This is a genomic window from Nocardia sp. NPDC050697 (assembly GCF_040654395.1).
In the GTDB taxonomy this organism is placed as follows: domain Bacteria; phylum Actinomycetota; class Actinomycetes; order Mycobacteriales; family Mycobacteriaceae; genus Nocardia.
Genome location: NZ_JBFAHY010000001.1, coordinates 1418532 through 1435602 on the forward strand (window position 1 = coordinate 1418532; position 17071 = coordinate 1435602).

Genomic DNA, 17071 nt, shown 5'->3' on the forward strand with positions numbered 1-17071 from the left:
CCCCCGGCATCTTGGAACGCCGACCCTGCCATAACTAAAGCCGCCGGTCCCAACCCTGTCAATCCCGGTCTGTCGGCCGCCGATCACGCGATGCGGGAGAATTGCCCGGTGAGCGAACGCATCCGGATCGACGAGCAGAGCCCGTCCGTGTACAAGAGCCAGGTGGGGGTCGCGTTCGCGGCCAAGCAGGCGGCGAAGCGGGCGGGGCTGGACCGGCACCTGGTCGAGCTGGTGAATGTGCGGCTCTCCCAGCTCAACGGGTGCGCGCGCTGCCTGGACGTGCACACGAGGGCCGCGCGCGAGGCTGGCGAGACCGAGCAGCGGCTGCATGTGCTGGCGGCGTGGCGCGAGGCCGATCTCTACACGGAGCAGGAGCGGGCGGCGCTCACGCTGGCGGAGGCGGTGACGACGCTGCCACCGCACGACGAGCAGGAGCGCGCCTACGCGGCGGCCCGCGAGCACCTGGACGACGACCAGTTCGCGGCCGTCGCCTGGATCGCCATCGCCATCAACGCGTTCAACCGGATCTCCATCGTGAGCGGGCACGAGGTGCACGCCAGGGAGTGAGTCACTCCGGGGCGGGGTGCACCATCATGGCCAGCGCCACCGGGACGAGCAGATCGACCAGCTCGGCGACGGGCGGGCGCGGATCCATGAGCAGCCACTCGTGCGCGACCCCGTTGACCGCGCCGATCAGCGCGCCCGCGGCGAGCATGGGTTCCCCGCGGACGTGCGCGCCGGGCCCGGCGATCGGCCCGACCGCCATCTCGATGAGCAGGCTCCACCCGTGCCGCCGCTCCCGGCGGTGCCGCTCCATGCGCTCGCTGACCCCGACCACCTCGAGGAAGGCGACCTTGGCGCGGTAGGGGTCGGAGTCGATGGAGCCGAGGTAGGCGGTGAAGGCGGTGGTGAGGCCGGCGTGCGGGTCGGTGGCGGGGCCGAGGCGGGAGAGCGCGGTGCCGACGGCGGCGGCGGCATCGTCCTGGATGCGGTCGTAGGCGGCGACCAGGACGTCCTCGCGGGTCTCGAACTCCTCGTAGAACTGCCGCTTGGAGAGCCCCGCGGCGGCGCAGACGTCGGCGAGCGAGCAGTGCGGGTAGCCGCGTTCGGCGAACAACCGGATCGCCGCGGCGATGAAGCGGGCGCGCCGCTCCCGCTTGCGCTCGGAGATCGCGCGACCCCCGTACTGCCTGCCGGTCGTTGTCACGGCACTCACTGTATCGGCCGATCGGGGACCGATTCACCCGGCGGCGGGAGCGGGTGATCCCGCGGCCGGGATCGGCGGCCGGCGCAGTCCTCGGCGTGCTCGTCGCGCACCGCGCCGACCGGGGAGCGCCCCCGATCAGGAGCCGTGGAACGGCTCGCCTTCCAGGGATTCCGAGCTGCGGCCGTCCACGCCGACCGGGACGTCGCCCTCGAGCGTCACCCGGTAGAGCACCCGGTCGTGGTCGAGGTGCCCGGCGTCGGCGATGGCCAGGTGCGCGGTGGCGCGGTTGTCCCAGAACGCGACGCTGCCCGGCTGCCAGCGGAACCGGACGCTGTACTCGGTGCGGGTGGCCTCCTCCCAGAGCGCCTCCAGCAGGTGCCCGGCGAGCCGAGGCGAGAAGCCGCGGAGGCTCTTGGCCTTGCGGGTGAAGCCGGGGCTGACGAAGAGCGCCCGCTCGCCGGTCTCCGGGTGCACCCGGACCACCGGGTGGAAGGTGCGCAGCGGCTTGGTGCCGATGATCCGGTTGCGGTCGCTGCCCGCGGCGGCCCGGTTCTCGAAGGTGTGCTCGGCGTCCAGGGTGTCGACGAAGTCGCGCAGCTCCTGCGGCAGGTTCTCGTAGGCCGCGACCAGGTTGGTCCAGGCGGTGTCGCCGCCGTAGGGCGGCAGGATGTCGGCGCGCAGGATGGAGAAGGCGGGCGGGTTGATCAGCGCGGTGACGTCGGTGTGCCAGCTGCTGTCGTACGAGGTGCGCTTGCGGCCGTAGAGCTTGTCGTAGCGGCGGGAATCGATCGGCAGGATTTCCGGGAAACCCGCGGGCGGATTCTCCTCGTACGGGTGCGCCGGGGTCACCCTGCCGAATCGGCGGGCGAAGGCGATCTGTTCCGCGTGCCCGATGGTCTGGTCGCGGAAGAACACGACCTTCCATTTCAGCAGGGCCTGCCGGATCTCGGCGATCACGCCGTCGGACAATTCCCGGGAAAGGTCGACGCCGGAGATCTCGGCGCCGGTGTAGCCGGATTGGGGCGCCACCGTGATCGACGATTGCGCGGAAATCGGTTCGGACGCAGCGATTGTCATCGAGCCCACCACCTCGGTCGGTCGGAGAAGGATATGCGGGCCAGGCTATTCCGATGGCGGGCGACGACCGCGATTTGGAATCGGGAAGATTGCCTACACCGACGGTGAAGTTCGGCTTGACCCTCATTTCGCATTCCGATCGGCATGATCGATTTCGTTGCTTTCGGCAATGAGTCCATCGCACTGTTTCGGGGAGGTGTGGAGGAGGAAACGGTGTCGAACGCGAAGTGTTGCCGTCGATGACATTCGGGAGGGGCGCGCTGCTCGCCGGCGTCGAGGAACCGGCGGGGCGGGATTCCCGGACCCTGCGCACCGGGCTGACCATGATGCTGCGCGGCTGCCGGGACCGGCCGCTCGCCGCCGCGATCGCCGTCGGCTGCGCGCTGATCAACGCGGTCTGCATGGTGCTGGCGGCCAAGGCGGTGGGCTGGGCCACCGATCACGTGGTGCTCCCGAGCTTCCGCGACGACCACTTCCCGGTGGGGGCGGCGGTCGTGGCGGCGGGGTTCGTGCTCGGGGTATCGCTGCTGCGGATCGTCACCATCATCGGGCGCGGGGTCGCCACCGGGGTCGTGCAGTTCGGCGGTGAGGCCGCGGACCGAAGGGCGGTGGTGGCGCAGTACCTGCGGCTCGGCGTCTCCTGGCACCGGCGGCGGCCGTCCGGGCAGCTGGTCTCCGGCGTGGTCTCGGATGTGGAGACGGCGTGGGATCCCATGCAGCACTTCCCCTTCGCCGCGGGCATGGCGGTGATGCTGCTGCTTGTACTCGGCGATATCGCGCTGGTGGACGGCTGGCTGGCGCTGGTCGCCGCGGTGCTCATTCCGCTGGTCTTCGCCGCCAACCTGCTCTACCAGAAGGTGCTGGCCCCGCGGGCGCGGGACGCGCAGCGGCACCGCGCGGTGCTCAGCGGGCTGGCGCACGAGGCGGTGGCCGGGCGGCAGGTGGTGCGCACGCTCGGCATCACCGATCGGGAGATCGCGCGGTTCGCCGCGGCCGCCGACGAATCCCGCGCCGCCAATCGGCGCATGGGCAGCGCGGGCGCGGTCTTCGACCCGGCCATCGAGCTCATGCCGCCGCTGGCCGCGCTGGTCATCCTGGCGGTCGGGGTGGCGCGGGTGCAGGACGGGCTGCTCGGCGTCGGCGCCCTGGTCGAGGTGGTGTACCTGCTCATCACCACCGCCATCCCGCTGAACGTGATCGCGCGCTTCCTCGGCGTGCTCCCGCTCGGCGTGGCCGGGCACACCCGGGTGCGGCGGATACTCGAGGCCACCGAGCGGCCCGCGGCCGGGCAGCACGCGCTGCCCGATCGGGCCGGTGGCGTCGGGCTGGAGCTGACCGGCGCCTGGTTCGGCTACGGCGAGCGCGCGGACGCCGCCGCGGTGCGCGACCTGACCCTCGCGGTACGGCCAGGGGCGGTCGTCGCGGTGGTCGGGGCCACCGGGGCGGGCAAGAGCACGCTGCTCGCCCTGCTCGCGCACCTGCTGGAGACCGATCGCGGCAGCGTCGCGGTGGGTGGCGTCGACACCAGGCTGCTCGCGCCGGAGGCGGTGCGCCGCCGGACCGCCCTGGACACCCAGAACGCCTTCCTCTTCGCCGACACCGTGCGCGCCAATGTCACGCTCGGCGCGCCGGGCCCGCTGCGGCACGCACTGGAGGTGGCCGGCGCGGACGGTTTCGTGGCGGCGCTGCCGGACGGGGCCGACACCGAGCTCTCCGACACCGCGCAGCTCTCCGGCGGGCAGCGGCAGCGGATCGCGCTGGCGCGCGCCGTCTTCCGGCGGCCGGGGCTGCTGCTGCTCGACGACGCCACCTCGGCGCTGGACCCGCTGGTGGAGCGGGCGGTGATCGAGGCGCTGCGCGCCGAGTACGCGGGCGACGAGCGGCACGCCACCGTGGTGCTGGTCGGGCACCGGGCCGCCACCATCGCGCTCGCCGACACCGTGGTGTTCCTGGCGGGTGGGCGGATCGTCGCGCAGGGCACCCATGCCGAGCTGCTCGAAGCCGAGCCGGGGTATCGCGCCCTGCTCGGTGCCTACGACACCGCGGAGGTGCTGGGGTGAGCGGGGCCGACAGCGCACGGGCGGGCACCACCAACGAACCGGCCACCGCGGCCCGAGCGGGTGTTGCTGCCCAAGCGGCTACGGCAGCCGAAACGGGTGCAGCGGCCGCCGGGGAATCGGCTCCCGCCGCGGGAGCCGTTTCCGCGGCACGGCGCTACGGCACCCTCGCGCTGCTGCGCCGGGTGCGCCGCGACACCGTGCTGTCCCGCCGCACGCTCGCCGTGATCCTGGCGGCGGCCGCCGTCGCCGCCTCCGGCCGCATCGTCATCCCGGTGACCATCCAGTACGCGCTGGACCACGCCCTGCTCGCGAATGTCGACGCCGCCAGGCGCACCGAGGTGGTCACCCTCGCGGTCGGCGTCGGCGTGACCGCGGTCCTGCTCGCGATGCTGAGCTCGGCCTTCGTGAACTTCCAGCTGGTCCGCACGGTCGAGCGGGCGCTGCGCGACCTGCGGGTGGCCGCCTTCGCCCGGATCCTCCGGCTCTCCCCCGCCGACCCGCGCGCCGACTCGGCGGGCTCGCTGGTGGCCAGGGTGACCAACGACGTCGACGTGATCACCCTGTACGCCCAGGCCGGTGGCATCACGCTGGTGCAGAACATCTCCCAGATGCTGCTCGCGCTCGCGGTGATGGCGGTCTACTCCTGGCCGCTGGCGCTGCTGGTGCTGGTGATCGGCGCCCTGGTCCCGGTCGGCGGGCGGCTGCTGCAGCGCTGGGTGTCGCGCCGCTTCGACGCGGTGCGCGGCGCCGTCGGCGAGCTGTACGCGGTGCTGCTGGAGCTGCTGGCCGGGATCGACACGATTCGCGGCTACGGCATCGAGGAGCGGATGCGGGCCCGCGCCGACGCCGCGATCGACGCGGTGTGGTCGACGCAGCGGCGGACGCTCTGGCCCATGGGGTTCAACGTCTCGGTTGGCGAGGTGGCGAGCGGGCTGATCACCGCGTCGGTGCTGGTGGCGGGCACCGCCGCCGGGGTCGGGGTGTTCGGGGCCGAGCTGGGGTCGAGCGCGGGCGGTATCGTCGCCTTCCTCTTCCTGGTGACGTTCTTCGTGCGGCCCATGCAGTTCGCGGTGGCCAGCCTGGCCGACGCGCGCAATGCCGAGGCCGGGCTGCGCCGGGTGGTGGAGATCCTGGACCTGCCGGTCGAGCAGGCGCGGGCCGGGGTCGCGCTGCCCGCAGGGCCGCCCGCCGTCCGGCTCGCCGGCGTCGGCTTCGAGTACGTGCCGGGCAGGCCCGCGCTGCGCGAGCTGAGCGTGCGGCTGGCGCCCGGCGAGCACGTCGCGGTGGTCGGCGAGACCGGCTCCGGCAAGAGCACCTTCGCCAAACTGGTGACCAGGCAGCTGCTGCCGACCAGCGGCGTGCTCACGCTCTGGGGCGCCGACCTCACCGAGATCGCCGACGAGGCGCTCACCCGCCGGGTCGCCATCGTGCCGCAGGACGCGTTCCTCTTCGACCGCACCGTCGGCGAGAACATCGCGCTCGGCCGGGAGGGCGCCGACGCCGACGCCGTGCACGAGGTGCTGGACCGGCTCGGCCTCGCCGACTGGGTCGCCGGGCTCCCCGGCGGCCTCGGCACCCCCGTCGGCCAGCGCGGCGAGGCGCTCTCCGCGGGCGAGCGGCAACTGGTGGCGCTGGCCAGGACCGCGCTGGTCGACCCCGACCTGCTGGTGCTGGACGAGGCCACCAGCGGCGTGGACGCGGGCACCGACGTCCGGGTGCAGCACGCGCTGGCCCGGCTCACCCGCGGCCGCACCACCCTGACCATCGCGCACCGCATGCACACCGCCGAGACCGCGGACCGGGTGCTGCTCTTCCACGACGGCCGGATCGCCGAGGACGGCCCGCACGACGACCTCATCGCGCGCGGCGGCCGCTACGCCGGGCTGCACGCCGTCTGGGCCCGCGATTCCGTGACCAGCCGGGTTCCCGGCTAGAAGGAGACCAACCATGCCCCGCAGACTGCATCTCAACGTCGGCGTGAACAGCACCGGCTACCACGGCAATTCGTGGCTCGCCCCGGACGCCGCCTGGGACCGGTTCACCTCGTTCCAGCACTACGTCGCGGTGGCCGAGCTGGCCCGCGGCGCCGGCTTCGACGCTGTCTTCCTCTCCGACCACCCCGCCCTGCAGCGCGCGCCCGGCACCAGGCCCCTGCACACCCTCGACCCGATCGTGCTCTGCACCGCGCTCGCCGCGCGGGTGCCCGATATCGGCTTCGTGATCACCGCCTCCAGCTCCTACAACGCGCCCTACAACCTGGCGCGGCGGCTGGCCAGCCTGGACCACATCTCCGGCGGGCGGGTGATCTGGAACGTGGTCTCCAGCTTCAACCCCGATATCGCCGCCAACTTCGGCGCCGCGCCGCTGCCGGGCCGGGCCGAGCGGTATCGGCGGGCCGACGAGTTCGTCGAGGTGGTGAAGGAGTTGTGGCGCAGCTGGGAGCACGATGCGGGCGCCGCGCCGGCCGTGCTCGGCGATCCGCTGTGGACCGCGTCCACCGCGCGCACCATCGACCACCACGGCGAGTTCTTCGACGTGCGCGGGCCGCTGAACGTGCCGCTCGGGCCGCAGGGGTATCCGCTCATCGCGCAGGCCGGTGCCTCCGACGCCGGGATCGACCTGGCCGGGAAGCACGCCGACCTGCTCTATGCCGCGCTGCTCGGCAAGGACGCGGCGCGGTCGTATCGCGCCCGGGTGCGTGCCCGCGCCGTCGCGCACGGGCGGGATCCGGAGGCGATTCGCCTGCTGCCCGGGCTCGTTCCGCTCGTCGCCCCGACGCGCGCGGCGGCACTGCGCAGGCACGAGGAGCTCAACGGGCACTCCTCCGAGGAGTCGTTCCTCCGCGCCTTCGCCGACCGGCACGGTATCCCCTTCGACCCCGACGCCGTTCTCCTCCCCGAGCTCTTCCTCCCCGACGAGGACCAGCAGTCGCCCGTCGGCTTCACGCGCTCGCTGCACGACCTCGTCGCGAGCGAGGAGCTGACGCTGCGGGATATCGCGCGGCGGGTCGAGGGCGGGCATCGGCTCGTGCTCGGGACGCCCGCGGAGGTGGCGGAGCAGATTCTCGACTGGTGGCGGGACGGGGTCGTCGACGGGTACACCGTCCAGCCACCGACCCTGCCGCACGATCTCGCGGATTTCGTGCGGGATGTGGTTCCGCTGCTTCGCGAGGCGGGGGCGCTGGTGGACGGGTATCCGGAGCCGACGGTCCGCGCCCGCTTCGGGCTGCCGGATCCGGCGGTTCCGGTGACCACCGGCTGAGGCGCGGCTTAGAGCCGTCCGGCCGCGAAAGCGGCTGCGGCGGTGACGGCTTCGCCGTAGCGGGTGTGGGCGCCGTAGCCCGCGTCCGGCGGCAGTGCGGATGCCGGATTGCACACCGGGTCCTGCGGCACGCAGTACTGCGCGGTGCGGGCGGCGTAGGGCTCGGGGATGGCGGTGTTGTAGACGTGGATGGGGCTGGCGAAGAGCAGGAGGGCGGCGATGCGCGGGGCGAGGGGGGCGGGGATCACCGCGGTGGCGGGGAAGTCGTCGCTGCCCATGCCGATGGCGTTGGAGAGCACCTCGCCGCCCTGCGAGTACCCGGCGAGGACGAAGCGGGTCGCGGGGCACTCGACGGACCGGAGCACCAGGTGCGCGACCAGGTCGACGGCGCCGATGGCGCGGGAGCGCGGGCCGGTGGTGTCGGCGGGGTAGGAGACGTTGTAGAGGGTCCAGTTCAGGTCGGGGCGGGCGGCGCGCACGGCGGCGTCGAGCGGCCGCCCGACGGTCGGGTCGTCCACGGAGGCCCAGCTCTCGGCCACCGGGCGCGAGTAGTCGGTGCCGCGCGCCATGACCAGCTCGGCGTCGCCGCAGCCGGGCGCGGCCGCCGCCGCCGGCGCGGTGAGCGCGATCCCCGCGCCGGTCAGTGCGGCCGCGAGCAGGGCGGCGGTCGTGGAGGTCATCGCTGCTCCGTCGTCGGTGTCGGTGGAGGTGCTGCTCAGTAGTCCGGGCCGCGCAGGAGGGTGGCGGGGTCCGTGCGCTCGGTGATGAGCGGCCGGTACACCCGCTCGGTCCACTCCTCCTTCGGCACCGCCGCCAGCCCGATGGAGACCGCGCCGTCGCGCACACCGAAGGCGCGGGTGATGGCGGCGGTGATGTCGGCGTCCAGCCGCGCGCGGGCGGCGGCGTCGAGCTCGGCGGGGAAGTGGCTGATCTCCACGTGCGGCATCTCGGACCGGCTTCCTGTTCGGGCCGCCTCCGCGGGCGGGCGCTCACCGAGCAGCCTGCCAGACCACCGCCGCGAAACGCACCCCGCGGTGCACCGGAGGGGGCATACTGCCCGGAGAGTTCGCCGGTGACCCGGCCACGACAGCCGTCCGATCCCGGGCGGGGAGGGGGCCGAGATGACGGCACTACCCGGACGGTTGCTCGGCGGCCCGGCCGCCCTGCTCGGCGCGGTGCGCGCCCGGCTCGACCCCTCCGCCTTCCACCCCGACCTGCGGCTGCACGGCAGGCTGCTGCCGAGCCGGCCGGTCACCGCGCTCACCCTGCCGCTCATCCGCAGGCTCAGCGACCTCGTTCCGGCGGGCAGGGCCGAGGTCTTCGAGGTCAACGAGAACGTCTCGGTCCGGATCCACCGTCCGGCGCTGGCCGCGGCGCCGGGACCGGCCCTGCTGTGGATCCACGGCGGCGGCTACGTCCTCGGCACCGCCCGGCAGAACGACCGCGTCTGCCGGACCTTCGCGGACGAACTGAACGCCGTGGTCGCGGCGGTGGAGTACCGCCTCGCCCCCGAGCACCCCTACCCCGCCGCGCTCGACGACTGCTACGACGCACTGCAGTGGCTCGGCGCGCAACCGGAGATCGATCCGGCGCGGATCGCCGTCGCGGGCGCCAGCGCGGGCGGCGGCCTGGCCGCGGCACTGGCCTTCGCCGCCCGCGACCGCGGCGGGGTGCGCCCGGTGCTGCAGGTGCTCTCCTACCCCATGCTCGACGACCGCTCCACCAGCGCCGAGCTGGAGACCGGCACCTTCCGCCTCTGGAACACCGCCGCCAACCGCTTCGGCTGGCGCGCCTACCTGCGCGGCGCCGACCCCGCCGCCGCCGTGCCCGCGCGCCGCACCGACCTGGCCGGGCTCGCCCCCGCCTGGATCGGCGTCGGCACCCTCGACCTCTTCCACGCCGAGGACCTCGCCTACGCCGAGCGGCTGCGGGCGGCCGGGGTCGAGGTGCAGGTACTGGAGGTGCCCGGCGCCTTCCACGGCTTCGACGAGGTCGCCGCCGAGACCGGGGTGGCCCGCGACTACTTCGCCGCCCAGGTGGACTCGCTGCGCTCGGCGCTGGCCGCCTGAGCGAGCAGCCCCGCGATCTCGGCGCACACCCTGACGTCGCCGAACGAGCGGTAGACCACGTGCAGGGTGGCATTGTGGTCGGCGTCCCGGCGCGCGGCGGTGCCGTCGGCGAGCAGGATCACCCGGTAGCCGAGGGTGGCCGCGTCCCTGGCCGAGGATTCGCAGCAGACATTGGTGAGGGTGCCGGCCACCAGCACGGTGTCGATGCCGCGGGCGGTGAGCCGCTCCGGCAGGTCGCTGCGGCCGGGGAAGAAGGCGCTGTAGGCGGATTTCTCCGCGTAGAGGTCGCCGGGCTCGGCGCCGAGCCCCGGCCAGAGCCGCTCCGCCGAGGGGCCGGTGCCGCCGGAGCGGGCGTAGCTCGCGGCCGTCGCGGCGCCGAAGAACTCGACGGCGTGCGGGAGCGGGGGGCGGGTGGCCGGGACCACCCACGCCACCGTCCCGCCCGCGGCGCGCAGTACCGCGGCGAGGTCGGCGATCCGGGCGACGATGCCGCGGCAGTACGGGTTGCCCGCCACGTGGAAGGGGATCATGTCGATCACCACCAGCGCGGTGCGCCCCGGATCCAGCACCGGGTAGGCGAACCGCCGCCCCCGCCGCTCCTCGTGCCTGCGGTACTCCCGCTCCGCGACGAACCAGTCGTGCGCGCGCACCTCCCCATTGCTCATGTCCGGCAGTGTCGCACCGAAATTCGCTGTCGCCGGTGACGGACACACCGCTACCCTCCCCCGGATGACCACGGACATCGTCCTGATCACCGGCGCCATGGCGGCCGGGAAGTCCACCGTGGCCGAGCTGCTGGCCCGCTCGCTGCCGCGCGCCGCGCACGTCCGCGGCGACACCTTCCGGCGGTGGATCGTGAGCGGCCGCGCCGAACCCGAGCCGCCGCTCGGCGCGGAGGCCGAAACCCAGCTGGCCCTGCGGCAGCAGCTCGCCGCCGCGGTCGCGCGCGGCTACGCGGACGCCGGGATCACCCCGGTCCTCCAGGACCTCTACCCCGGCGCCGCGCTGGCGCGCATGCGCACCCTGCTCACCGGCCACCCGCTACGCGTCGTCGTCCTGCTGCCCGGCCCGGCCGTCCTCGCCGCCAGGGACGCCGCCCGCGCCAAGACCGGCTACCGCGGCTGGTCCCCCGCCGCGTTCGACCGCGAGTTCCGCGACCGCACCCCGCCCATCGGCCTCCGCCTCGACACCTCCGCGCAGACCCCGGAGCAGACCGTCGCCGCCATCCGCGCCCGCTGGCCCGAGACCCTGGTCCCGGAGGATTCGCCGAGCGGTTGCCCGGAACCGCCCCGCGGCGTTTGATGAACCGGTGAGCGAAACCTCCCCCATCGACCCCGCGGCCCCGCCGAGCGGCACCGGCTGCCTGGAGTGCGAGCGCGACGGCGGCTGGTGGTTCCACCTGCGCCGCTGCGCCGCCTGCGGCCACATCGGCTGCTGCGACACCTCGCCGAGCCAGCACGCCACCGCGCACGCGGGCGCCACCGGCCACCCGCTGATCACCAGCTTCGAGCCGGGCGAGGACTGGTACTACGACTACCGCGACGAGCAGATGTACGAGGGCCCGCAGCTCGCGCCGCCGGAGAGCAAACCGGCCGATCAGCCCGCCCCCGGCCCCGCCGACCGGGTTCCGCCGAACTGGCGTGAGCTGCTGCACTGACGCGGGCCGCGGCGGCGCCTCGGTACCCTGAACCCCGATCTTCCCACTCGACCGGCGAAGGGCAACTCCATGCGAGCGACAAGGGTGACGACGACGGCCGCGCTGGCGGCACTGCTGCTGGCGGCGGGCACGCAGGCGGCGGGGGCGCGGCCGGTGGGGCCGTTCGAGGTCGGCGGGGCGATCGAGATCGAGTTCGACGCGGCGGGCGGGGTGGAGGCGCTGGGCGAGCCGACCGGGCCGGAGCAGGACGCCGCGCGCGGCGGCAAGTGGCAGGGGTTCGCGCGCAATGCCGCGGTCTACTGGTCGGAGGCGACCGGCGCGCAGACGGTCACCGGGCCGGTGCGGGACAAGTGGGGCCAGCTCGGCGCGGAGGGCGGTGCGCTCGGCTACCCGGTCACCCGCGAGGCCGCGACGCCGGGCGATACCGGCCGCTTCGCGCACTTCCAGGGCGGCTCGGTCTACTGGTCACTCGGGACCGCCGCGCACCAGGTCAGCGGCCTGATCCGGGACAAGTGGGGCAGCTACGGCTGGGAGGGAAGCGCGCTCGGCTTCCCGGTCACCGACGAGCAGGCGGGCGCCCGCGGCGGCCGGTACAACCTGTTCAACGGCGGCGCGATCTACTGGGCCTCGGCCTCCGGCGCGCACGTGGTGTGGGGCGCGCTGCGCGAGAAGTGGGTGGCGGCGGGCGGCGACGGCGGCCGCTACGGCTACCCGACCAGCGACGAGTACGACTTCGGCGACGGCAAGGCCCAGGACTTCCAGGGCGGCCGGATCACCTGGGAGCCCTGAGCCCGCGCGCCGCGCTCAGGTGAGCGGCGTGCTCTCGCTCGGCCCCTGCCGGTAGCGGGTGATGGTGAGCTGCTGCGGGCGCTCGTTCCACTCCGGGATGGGCAGCGGGAACCAGTAGCTGCCGTCCAGCCAGGCCTGGCCGAGCAGCGGCACCGGCTGATTCAGGATGTTGTGGCCGGTGCCGTGCGGCGGGCTCGCGAAGTCGCCGACCGGAGCGCCGTCGATGTAGAACTCGACATTGCGGTCGGTGAGCTTGACGGCGTACTTGTGGTCGTCGGCGAGCAGCGCCGGGTCGAGCGGCCGGATCTGCGGGATCAGCTCGCCGCCGCGCTTGACCATGAGGAAGAAGCCGCGCGGGAGGTCCTGGCCGAGGACCGTGAAGATCGGGCGGGTGAGTTCGCTGACGTCGCCGAGCGGCCCGTGCGAGCCGTTGTACATGAACCAGGCGAGCTCCAGGTTCAGCGGGTCGATCGAGCGGTTCGACACGCCCCACCCCGCGGTGCCGTTGTGCGTGGTCAGGTCGGGCGCGCCCTTGACGTCGTAGACCTGGGTCTGGCCGGGCTCGAAGATCGGATGCGGCAGAATCTCGGAGTTGTTGTAGGGGAAGAGCCCGTCCCGGGTGGGCGGGTTGGTGAAGGTGACGCCGTCGGGGCCGTAGCTGGTGCCGGAGTACCCGACATTGGTGTTGCACCAGTCGCCGGCCGGTGCGGTGGCGAAATTCTCGTCGATCACCTCGGTGGGCCGGGGCTCGCCGGTGCCGATGTACCCGGCGAAGGCGTTCACATTGAGTACCTGGCAGTTCGGCAGGCCGTCGTCGCTGCCGGGCACCTGGATATTCGGGTCGGCCGCCGCCGGGCCCGCCGCCAGCGCCGCCCCGACCAGCACGCTGGTCACCGCCGCCATCCGCCGTCGCTGTACTCCGCTCATCACTGCTCCACTCGCTCGTCCGACATAGTGAGACGGTTTATCCTCCAGTCTCTCGGCATCCGTACCCCGAATGCCGGGACCCAATCCACCCGGCCACGCCACGGAAGCCGCTGCGGCACGGGAAGATAGGCAACGAACTGCGGCGATATCGGGAATGTCGGTTACGACACAGTGATAGTGTTTTCGTTGAATTATCTCACGACGGAAGCGAGCCACGATGCCGTGTTGCCTGCTGGCGGGGTTCCTCTCCGCCGGATTCGTCCGGGTCAGCCGCCGGTTGCGCGGCCGCACCGCGGCGCCGTCCGAGTTCGCGCCCACCGCGCGGCGATCCGGCCCGGAGCCGGTGGCAACCCGGCGGGTGGTGATCGCGTGACGATCTCCGCGGTCACCGAATCCACGCCGGAGGATCTGGCCTTCCAGCGCTTCGTGCTCGACCTCGCGCTGCAACCGCTCGACCGCTTCGACGGCTTCGACCGGATCGAGCAGATCGCGGCCAGCGCACTGCGCTACCAGCTCAACTTCATCGGCTACGGGCTGGCGATGGCCCAGTACACCCGCACCCCGGCCTTCACCGGCTACCTCGCCGAGGCGCAGCGCAATGCCATTCGCAAGATGTGCGACAAGCGAGTCTGGGGCTACTGGGCGCTGGAGAGCCTGATCGGCTACGGCCGATACGAGACCGACCCCATCCGGCACGCCAATGTCATGTACTCCGGCTACTTCGGCGTCATGCTCGGGCTCTACGAAACCCTCAACCGGGACGGCGTTTTCGACCGGCCCGGGTCGCTCCGGCTGCGCTGGAACGAAACCCGCGCGCACGACTACGACTTCGCCCGGCTGGCCGGTGCCGTCCAGCGCAATATGCTGGCCAACCCGAAGTGCGCCCAGTACCCGTGCGAACCGCACCTGATCTACCCGATCTGCAATGTCTTCGCCTTCAACACCCTGGTGCTGCACGACCGGCTGCACGGCACCGCGCTCACCGGCGACCTGGTGGAACGGATCCGGGACAGCTACCTGACCGAGGGGTGGCGCACCCGGAGCGGGCGGTTCATCCCGGGCCGGCTCGGGCCCTCGCTCACCATCAGCCGCCCGGTACTCGGCTACGACGCAGGCATGGTCGCCTGGCTCAATGCCACCATGCCGGATCTGGCCCGCGACACCTGGACCACCATCCGGGACCGCTACGTCGACTTCGACGGCACCACGCTGCGGCTGCGCGGAAACGCCCGCGCCCGCGTCGATCTCGGCAACTACAACGTGGTCAACGGCGACGGCATGACCAGGACCTTCCTCGCCACCGCGGCCGCCGAGATGGGCGAGCCGGAGCTGGCGGCCGCGCTCGTCCGCTCGCTCGGCGAGCAGCACCTCACGCTGGAGAGCGCAGGCGCGCGCCGGTTCCAGGGGCCGTCGACGGTGACCAACGCGCACCACGTGCTCGCCCGCTTCACCCGCGCCGACGCGCTGCGCGAGCTGATCACCGGGGCGATCCCGGAGGCGTGGCGCACCGGGCCGGTGCTCGCCGACGCCGCCTACCCGGACGTGCTGGTCGCCAGGGCGGTCACCGACGGCAGCGCGCTGGAGCTGGTGCTGCGCCCCGGTGCGGGGCCGAAGCGGGTACGGCTGGCGGTGCACCGGCTCGCGCCCGGGCGCGAGTACCGACTCACCGGCGCGGTCGAGCAGGCGCTCACCGCGGACGCCGAGGGGCGCGCGGTGTTCGAGGTGGAACTGGACGATCGCCGCGCCGTCGCGGTCGTCCCCGGCTGACGTGCACGACCCGCTGCTGCTGCCCGCGTGGGCGGCGGCGCTCGGCTGCCTGCTCGGCGCGGCGGCGACCGCGGTGCGCGGGCGGACCGTGTACCCCGGACCGGCGAGCGCGCTGTTCCACGTCGCCATGCTGCTGTCCATGGCGGGGATGTGGACGCTGCCGGGCGCGCACATTTCGGCGCCGGTCTGGCGCGGGTTCTTCGGCGCGCTGGCCGCGGCGGCGGCGCTCTGGCTGCTGCTCGCCGCCACCGGGCCGCGCACCGCGACCACGGGGGACGAGATCAGCGCCGCCGCCTATCACGGCATCGCGGCGCTGGCCATGGTCTACGCGCTGCTCGGCGGGCACGGCGGGGCTCCGCCGTGGCCGGTGGCGGGTTGGATCCTGGTGGCGCTCTTCCTGCTCGACGCGGCGGTGGTCGCCGGGGTGACCCGGTACGCGCTCGCGGCGCTGCCGCACCTGGTGATGGATCTGGCCACCGCGCTCATGCTCGGCTCCGCGCTGCGCGGCTGATTCCACCGTGCCCGATGCGGCGAGCGCGGTACCGTCGGCGGGTGGACCGCCGCTCCGTCGTCGCCGGCGCCGCGCTCGTCGCGCTGGCCGCCCTGCTGGTGACGCTCGGCGCGGCCGTCCGCCCGCTGTTCGTCCCGGACCGCGCGCCGGAGCGGGAGATCCTGAGCGCCACCGAGATCGCCTTCCTGCAGGACATGGCGGCGCACCACGAGCAGGCGCTGCTCATGGTGCAATCCCTCGACCCCGGCGTCTCCCCGGTGATCGCCCGGCTGGCCGCGCAGATCGACGACGTGCAGCGGGTCGAGCTCGGCACCGTGCTCGGCTGGCTCCGGCTGGCGAACGCGCTGCCCAGCAATCCGCAGCCGATGGCGTGGCTGCACGAACCGGCGGCCGGGCACCACGGCGCCCAGGTCGCCGCCACCGCCGAGCCCGTCGACACCGCCATGGGCATGGCCACCCGCGCCGAACTGGACGCGCTCGCCGCCGCCCGCGGCCGGGACGCCGAGCTCCTCTTCCTCCGGCTCGTGCAGCGCCACCACTACGGCGGCGTCGCCATGGCCGGGGGCGCCGACGCGCTGCTCACCGCGGGGCCGGTCAAGCAGGCGGCGCGCGAGATGGTCACCGAGCAGACGAAGGAGATCGGCGTGATCGGGCTGCTGCTCGCGCAGTACGGCTGAGTCAGCTCGCCTCGCGGCAGAGAACGGTGGAGCGCGGGCCGCCGAAGGGCAGGTCGACCTCGGCGGCGACCCGGTATCCGGCGCGCGCGTAGAAGCCGAGCCGGGCCGGTTCGGTGGTCTCCAGGTGGGTGGGGAGCCCCTCGGCGTCGGCGCGGGCGATGCCGAAGTCGAGCAGGGCGCGGCCGTGGCCGTGGCCGCGCGCGGGCGGCACCGTGCCGATGGCGAGCAGGTGCCAGTGCGGGCGCGGCGGCGCCGCGGTGAAGGTGGCGGCGCTGACCTGCTGGAGGTAGGGCTCGCGGTCGCCGTGCAGCCGGCGCAGCGCGCCGCGCAGCCTGGCCTGCTGGAGCCAGGAGAGGCGGTACGGCAGCGGGGTCCAGAGCGCGGCGGCGAGCAGCGCGCCCTCCGGGTCGACCAGTACGTGCGCGCCGAGCGCGGGCCTGCACACCAGCTCGATCTCGCGCTGGAAGGAGGCGCGCAGCTCGGCGGGGCGCCACTCGGCGACCGGGTGCAGCCAGCGGGAGAGCGGGTCGTCGGCCATGGCGGCGGCCAGCAGCTCGGCGACCGCGGCGGCCTCGGCGCGGCGGACGCCGCGGATGGTGGCGGTGCGGGGTGTGGTCACGCGCCGTCCCGCGGCGTGAGCAGCACCAGCGGGATCTCGCGGTCGGTGCGGGTCTGGTAATCGGCGTAGACCGGGTGGCCCGCGGTGACCCGCGGCCAGAGCGCGGCGCGCTCGGCGGGATCGGCGACCCGAGCCAGCATGGGCACCCGGGGCCCGCCCTGCACCGCGACCGTGACCTCCGGCCGCGCGAGCAGGTTGTGGTACCAGGCGGGGTGCCGGTCGTCGCCCGCCCTGGAGGCGACCACCACGTAGCCGCCGCCCTCCACGATGGGCGCGGTGAGCAGCACCGCGTGCTCCTTCCCGGAGCGCCTGCCGACGGTGGTGAGCTCCAGCGACGGCATGCCCGCGATGCGGTGCCCCAGCCTGCCGAAGGTCAGCCTGGTGAGCAGCCGATGCGCGGTATTGGTGGCCCTGAGCGTGAAATCCGGCGGCATGGGAGCACGATAGCCG

The 17071-nt window shown here is 73.8% G+C and carries 20 protein-coding genes; 12 read left to right on the forward strand and 8 right to left on the reverse strand.

The annotated features are described in order from the left end of the window. Positions 1-90: 90 nt before the first annotated feature. Positions 91-567: a carboxymuconolactone decarboxylase family protein gene (locus tag AB0H71_RS07100; protein WP_357015814.1), complete on the forward strand. Its 477-nt coding sequence runs from the start codon at positions 91-93 to the stop codon at positions 565-567. 1 nt (position 568) lies between these two features. Here AB0H71_RS07100 and AB0H71_RS07105 read toward each other — a convergent pair whose 3' ends face one another. Both AB0H71_RS07105 and AB0H71_RS07110 read right to left on the reverse strand, forming a co-directional pair. Further along, positions 569-1207: a TetR/AcrR family transcriptional regulator gene (locus AB0H71_RS07105; RefSeq protein ID WP_357015817.1), complete on the reverse strand. Its 639-nt coding sequence runs from the start codon at positions 1205-1207 to the stop codon at positions 569-571. Between the two features lie 135 nt (positions 1208-1342). After that, positions 1343-2284, reverse strand: coding sequence for a TauD/TfdA family dioxygenase (locus tag AB0H71_RS07110; RefSeq protein ID WP_357015820.1), 942 nt, complete (start codon positions 2282-2284; stop codon positions 1343-1345). 239 nt (positions 2285-2523) lie between these two features. Between AB0H71_RS07110 and AB0H71_RS07115 the strand changes: the two genes are divergently transcribed. From AB0H71_RS07115 to AB0H71_RS07125, 3 genes are read left to right on the forward strand one after another with little or no spacing between them, the layout of a single operon-like run. After that, positions 2524-4344, forward strand: coding sequence for an ABC transporter ATP-binding protein (locus tag AB0H71_RS07115; protein ID WP_357015823.1), 1821 nt, complete (start codon positions 2524-2526; stop codon positions 4342-4344). Further along, the gene (locus tag AB0H71_RS07120) at positions 4341-6278 is read left to right on the forward strand and encodes an ABC transporter ATP-binding protein (RefSeq protein WP_357015826.1); all 1938 of its coding nucleotides are present in this window, start codon (positions 4341-4343) and stop codon (positions 6276-6278) included. Before AB0H71_RS07115 ends, AB0H71_RS07120 begins: the two co-directional genes overlap by 4 nt. Before the next feature lie 13 nt (positions 6279-6291). Further along, positions 6292-7605, forward strand: coding sequence for an NtaA/DmoA family FMN-dependent monooxygenase (locus AB0H71_RS07125; RefSeq protein ID WP_357015829.1), 1314 nt, complete (start codon positions 6292-6294; stop codon positions 7603-7605). A gap of 8 nt (positions 7606-7613) precedes the next feature. Here the strand turns inward: AB0H71_RS07125 and AB0H71_RS07130 are convergent, their stop codons facing one another. Together AB0H71_RS07130 and AB0H71_RS07135 are read right to left on the reverse strand one after the other, a co-directional pair. Next, positions 7614-8285, reverse strand: coding sequence for a cutinase family protein (locus AB0H71_RS07130; protein WP_357015832.1), 672 nt, complete (start codon positions 8283-8285; stop codon positions 7614-7616). 35 nt (positions 8286-8320) lie between these two features. Further along, positions 8321-8551 (reverse strand): hypothetical protein, encoded by a 231-nt coding sequence (locus tag AB0H71_RS07135; protein WP_357015835.1) that lies wholly within the window; start codon positions 8549-8551, stop codon positions 8321-8323. Positions 8552-8726: 175 nt separating this feature from the next. Here AB0H71_RS07135 and AB0H71_RS07140 point away from each other — a divergent pair, with 175 nt between their 5' ends. Beyond that, complete coding sequence (locus AB0H71_RS07140) at positions 8727-9674, forward strand: alpha/beta hydrolase (protein WP_357015838.1); 948 nt, start codon at positions 8727-8729, stop codon at positions 9672-9674. On the opposite strand, the gene AB0H71_RS07145 is transcribed toward AB0H71_RS07140, so the two are convergent. Further along, the gene (locus tag AB0H71_RS07145; RefSeq protein WP_357015841.1) at positions 9626-10339 is read right to left on the reverse strand and encodes an isochorismatase family cysteine hydrolase; all 714 of its coding nucleotides are present in this window, start codon (positions 10337-10339) and stop codon (positions 9626-9628) included. The two genes, AB0H71_RS07140 and AB0H71_RS07145, sit on opposite strands and share 49 nt — an antisense overlap. 64 nt (positions 10340-10403) lie before the next feature. Between AB0H71_RS07145 and AB0H71_RS07150 the strand changes: the two genes are divergently transcribed. From AB0H71_RS07150 to AB0H71_RS07160, 3 genes are all read left to right on the forward strand, one after another. Next, positions 10404-10976, forward strand: coding sequence for an AAA family ATPase (locus AB0H71_RS07150; RefSeq protein ID WP_357015844.1), 573 nt, complete (start codon positions 10404-10406; stop codon positions 10974-10976). Positions 10977-10983: 7 nt separating this feature from the next. Then, positions 10984-11331, forward strand: a complete 348-nt coding sequence (locus AB0H71_RS07155) for a UBP-type zinc finger domain-containing protein (protein ID WP_357015846.1) — start codon at positions 10984-10986, stop codon at positions 11329-11331. Positions 11332-11400: 69 nt separating this feature from the next. Continuing rightward, entirely contained in the window at positions 11401-12120 is a 720-nt protein-coding gene (locus tag AB0H71_RS07160; protein ID WP_357015849.1) for a hypothetical protein, read from the forward strand. Positions 12121-12135: 15 nt separating this feature from the next. Here AB0H71_RS07160 and AB0H71_RS07165 read toward each other — a convergent pair whose 3' ends face one another. Beyond that, positions 12136-13047: a hypothetical protein gene (locus tag AB0H71_RS07165; RefSeq protein ID WP_357015852.1), complete on the reverse strand. Its 912-nt coding sequence runs from the start codon at positions 13045-13047 to the stop codon at positions 12136-12138. Positions 13048-13264: 217 nt separating this feature from the next. On the opposite strand from AB0H71_RS07165, the gene AB0H71_RS07170 reads away from it, so the two are divergent. Genes AB0H71_RS07170 through AB0H71_RS07185 form a run of 4 tightly spaced genes read left to right on the forward strand, consistent with a single transcriptional unit; the run spans position 13265 to position 16002 of the window. Next, on the forward strand, positions 13265-13420 hold the full coding sequence (locus AB0H71_RS07170; RefSeq protein WP_357015855.1) for a hypothetical protein: 156 nt from the start codon (positions 13265-13267) through the stop codon (positions 13418-13420). Continuing rightward, entirely contained in the window at positions 13417-14814 is a 1398-nt protein-coding gene (locus tag AB0H71_RS07175; RefSeq protein ID WP_357015858.1) for a hypothetical protein, read from the forward strand. Before AB0H71_RS07170 ends, AB0H71_RS07175 begins: the two co-directional genes overlap by 4 nt. Position 14815: 1 nt before the next feature. Then, positions 14816-15325, forward strand: a complete 510-nt coding sequence (locus AB0H71_RS07180; RefSeq protein ID WP_357015861.1) for a DUF5134 domain-containing protein — start codon at positions 14816-14818, stop codon at positions 15323-15325. Positions 15326-15366: 41 nt separating this feature from the next. Continuing rightward, positions 15367-16002: a DUF305 domain-containing protein gene (locus AB0H71_RS07185; RefSeq protein ID WP_357015863.1), complete on the forward strand. Its 636-nt coding sequence runs from the start codon at positions 15367-15369 to the stop codon at positions 16000-16002. A gap of 1 nt (position 16003) precedes the next feature. Here the strand turns inward: AB0H71_RS07185 and AB0H71_RS07190 are convergent, their stop codons facing one another. Then, a complete protein-coding gene (locus AB0H71_RS07190) occupies positions 16004-16621 on the reverse strand; it encodes a GNAT family N-acetyltransferase (protein WP_357015866.1) in 618 nt (205 codons plus the stop codon). Continuing rightward, positions 16618-17055, reverse strand: coding sequence for a nitroreductase/quinone reductase family protein (locus AB0H71_RS07195; RefSeq protein ID WP_357015869.1), 438 nt, complete (start codon positions 17053-17055; stop codon positions 16618-16620). The genes AB0H71_RS07190 and AB0H71_RS07195 overlap by 4 nt, the downstream gene beginning before the upstream one ends. Positions 17056-17071 lie beyond the last annotated feature (16 nt).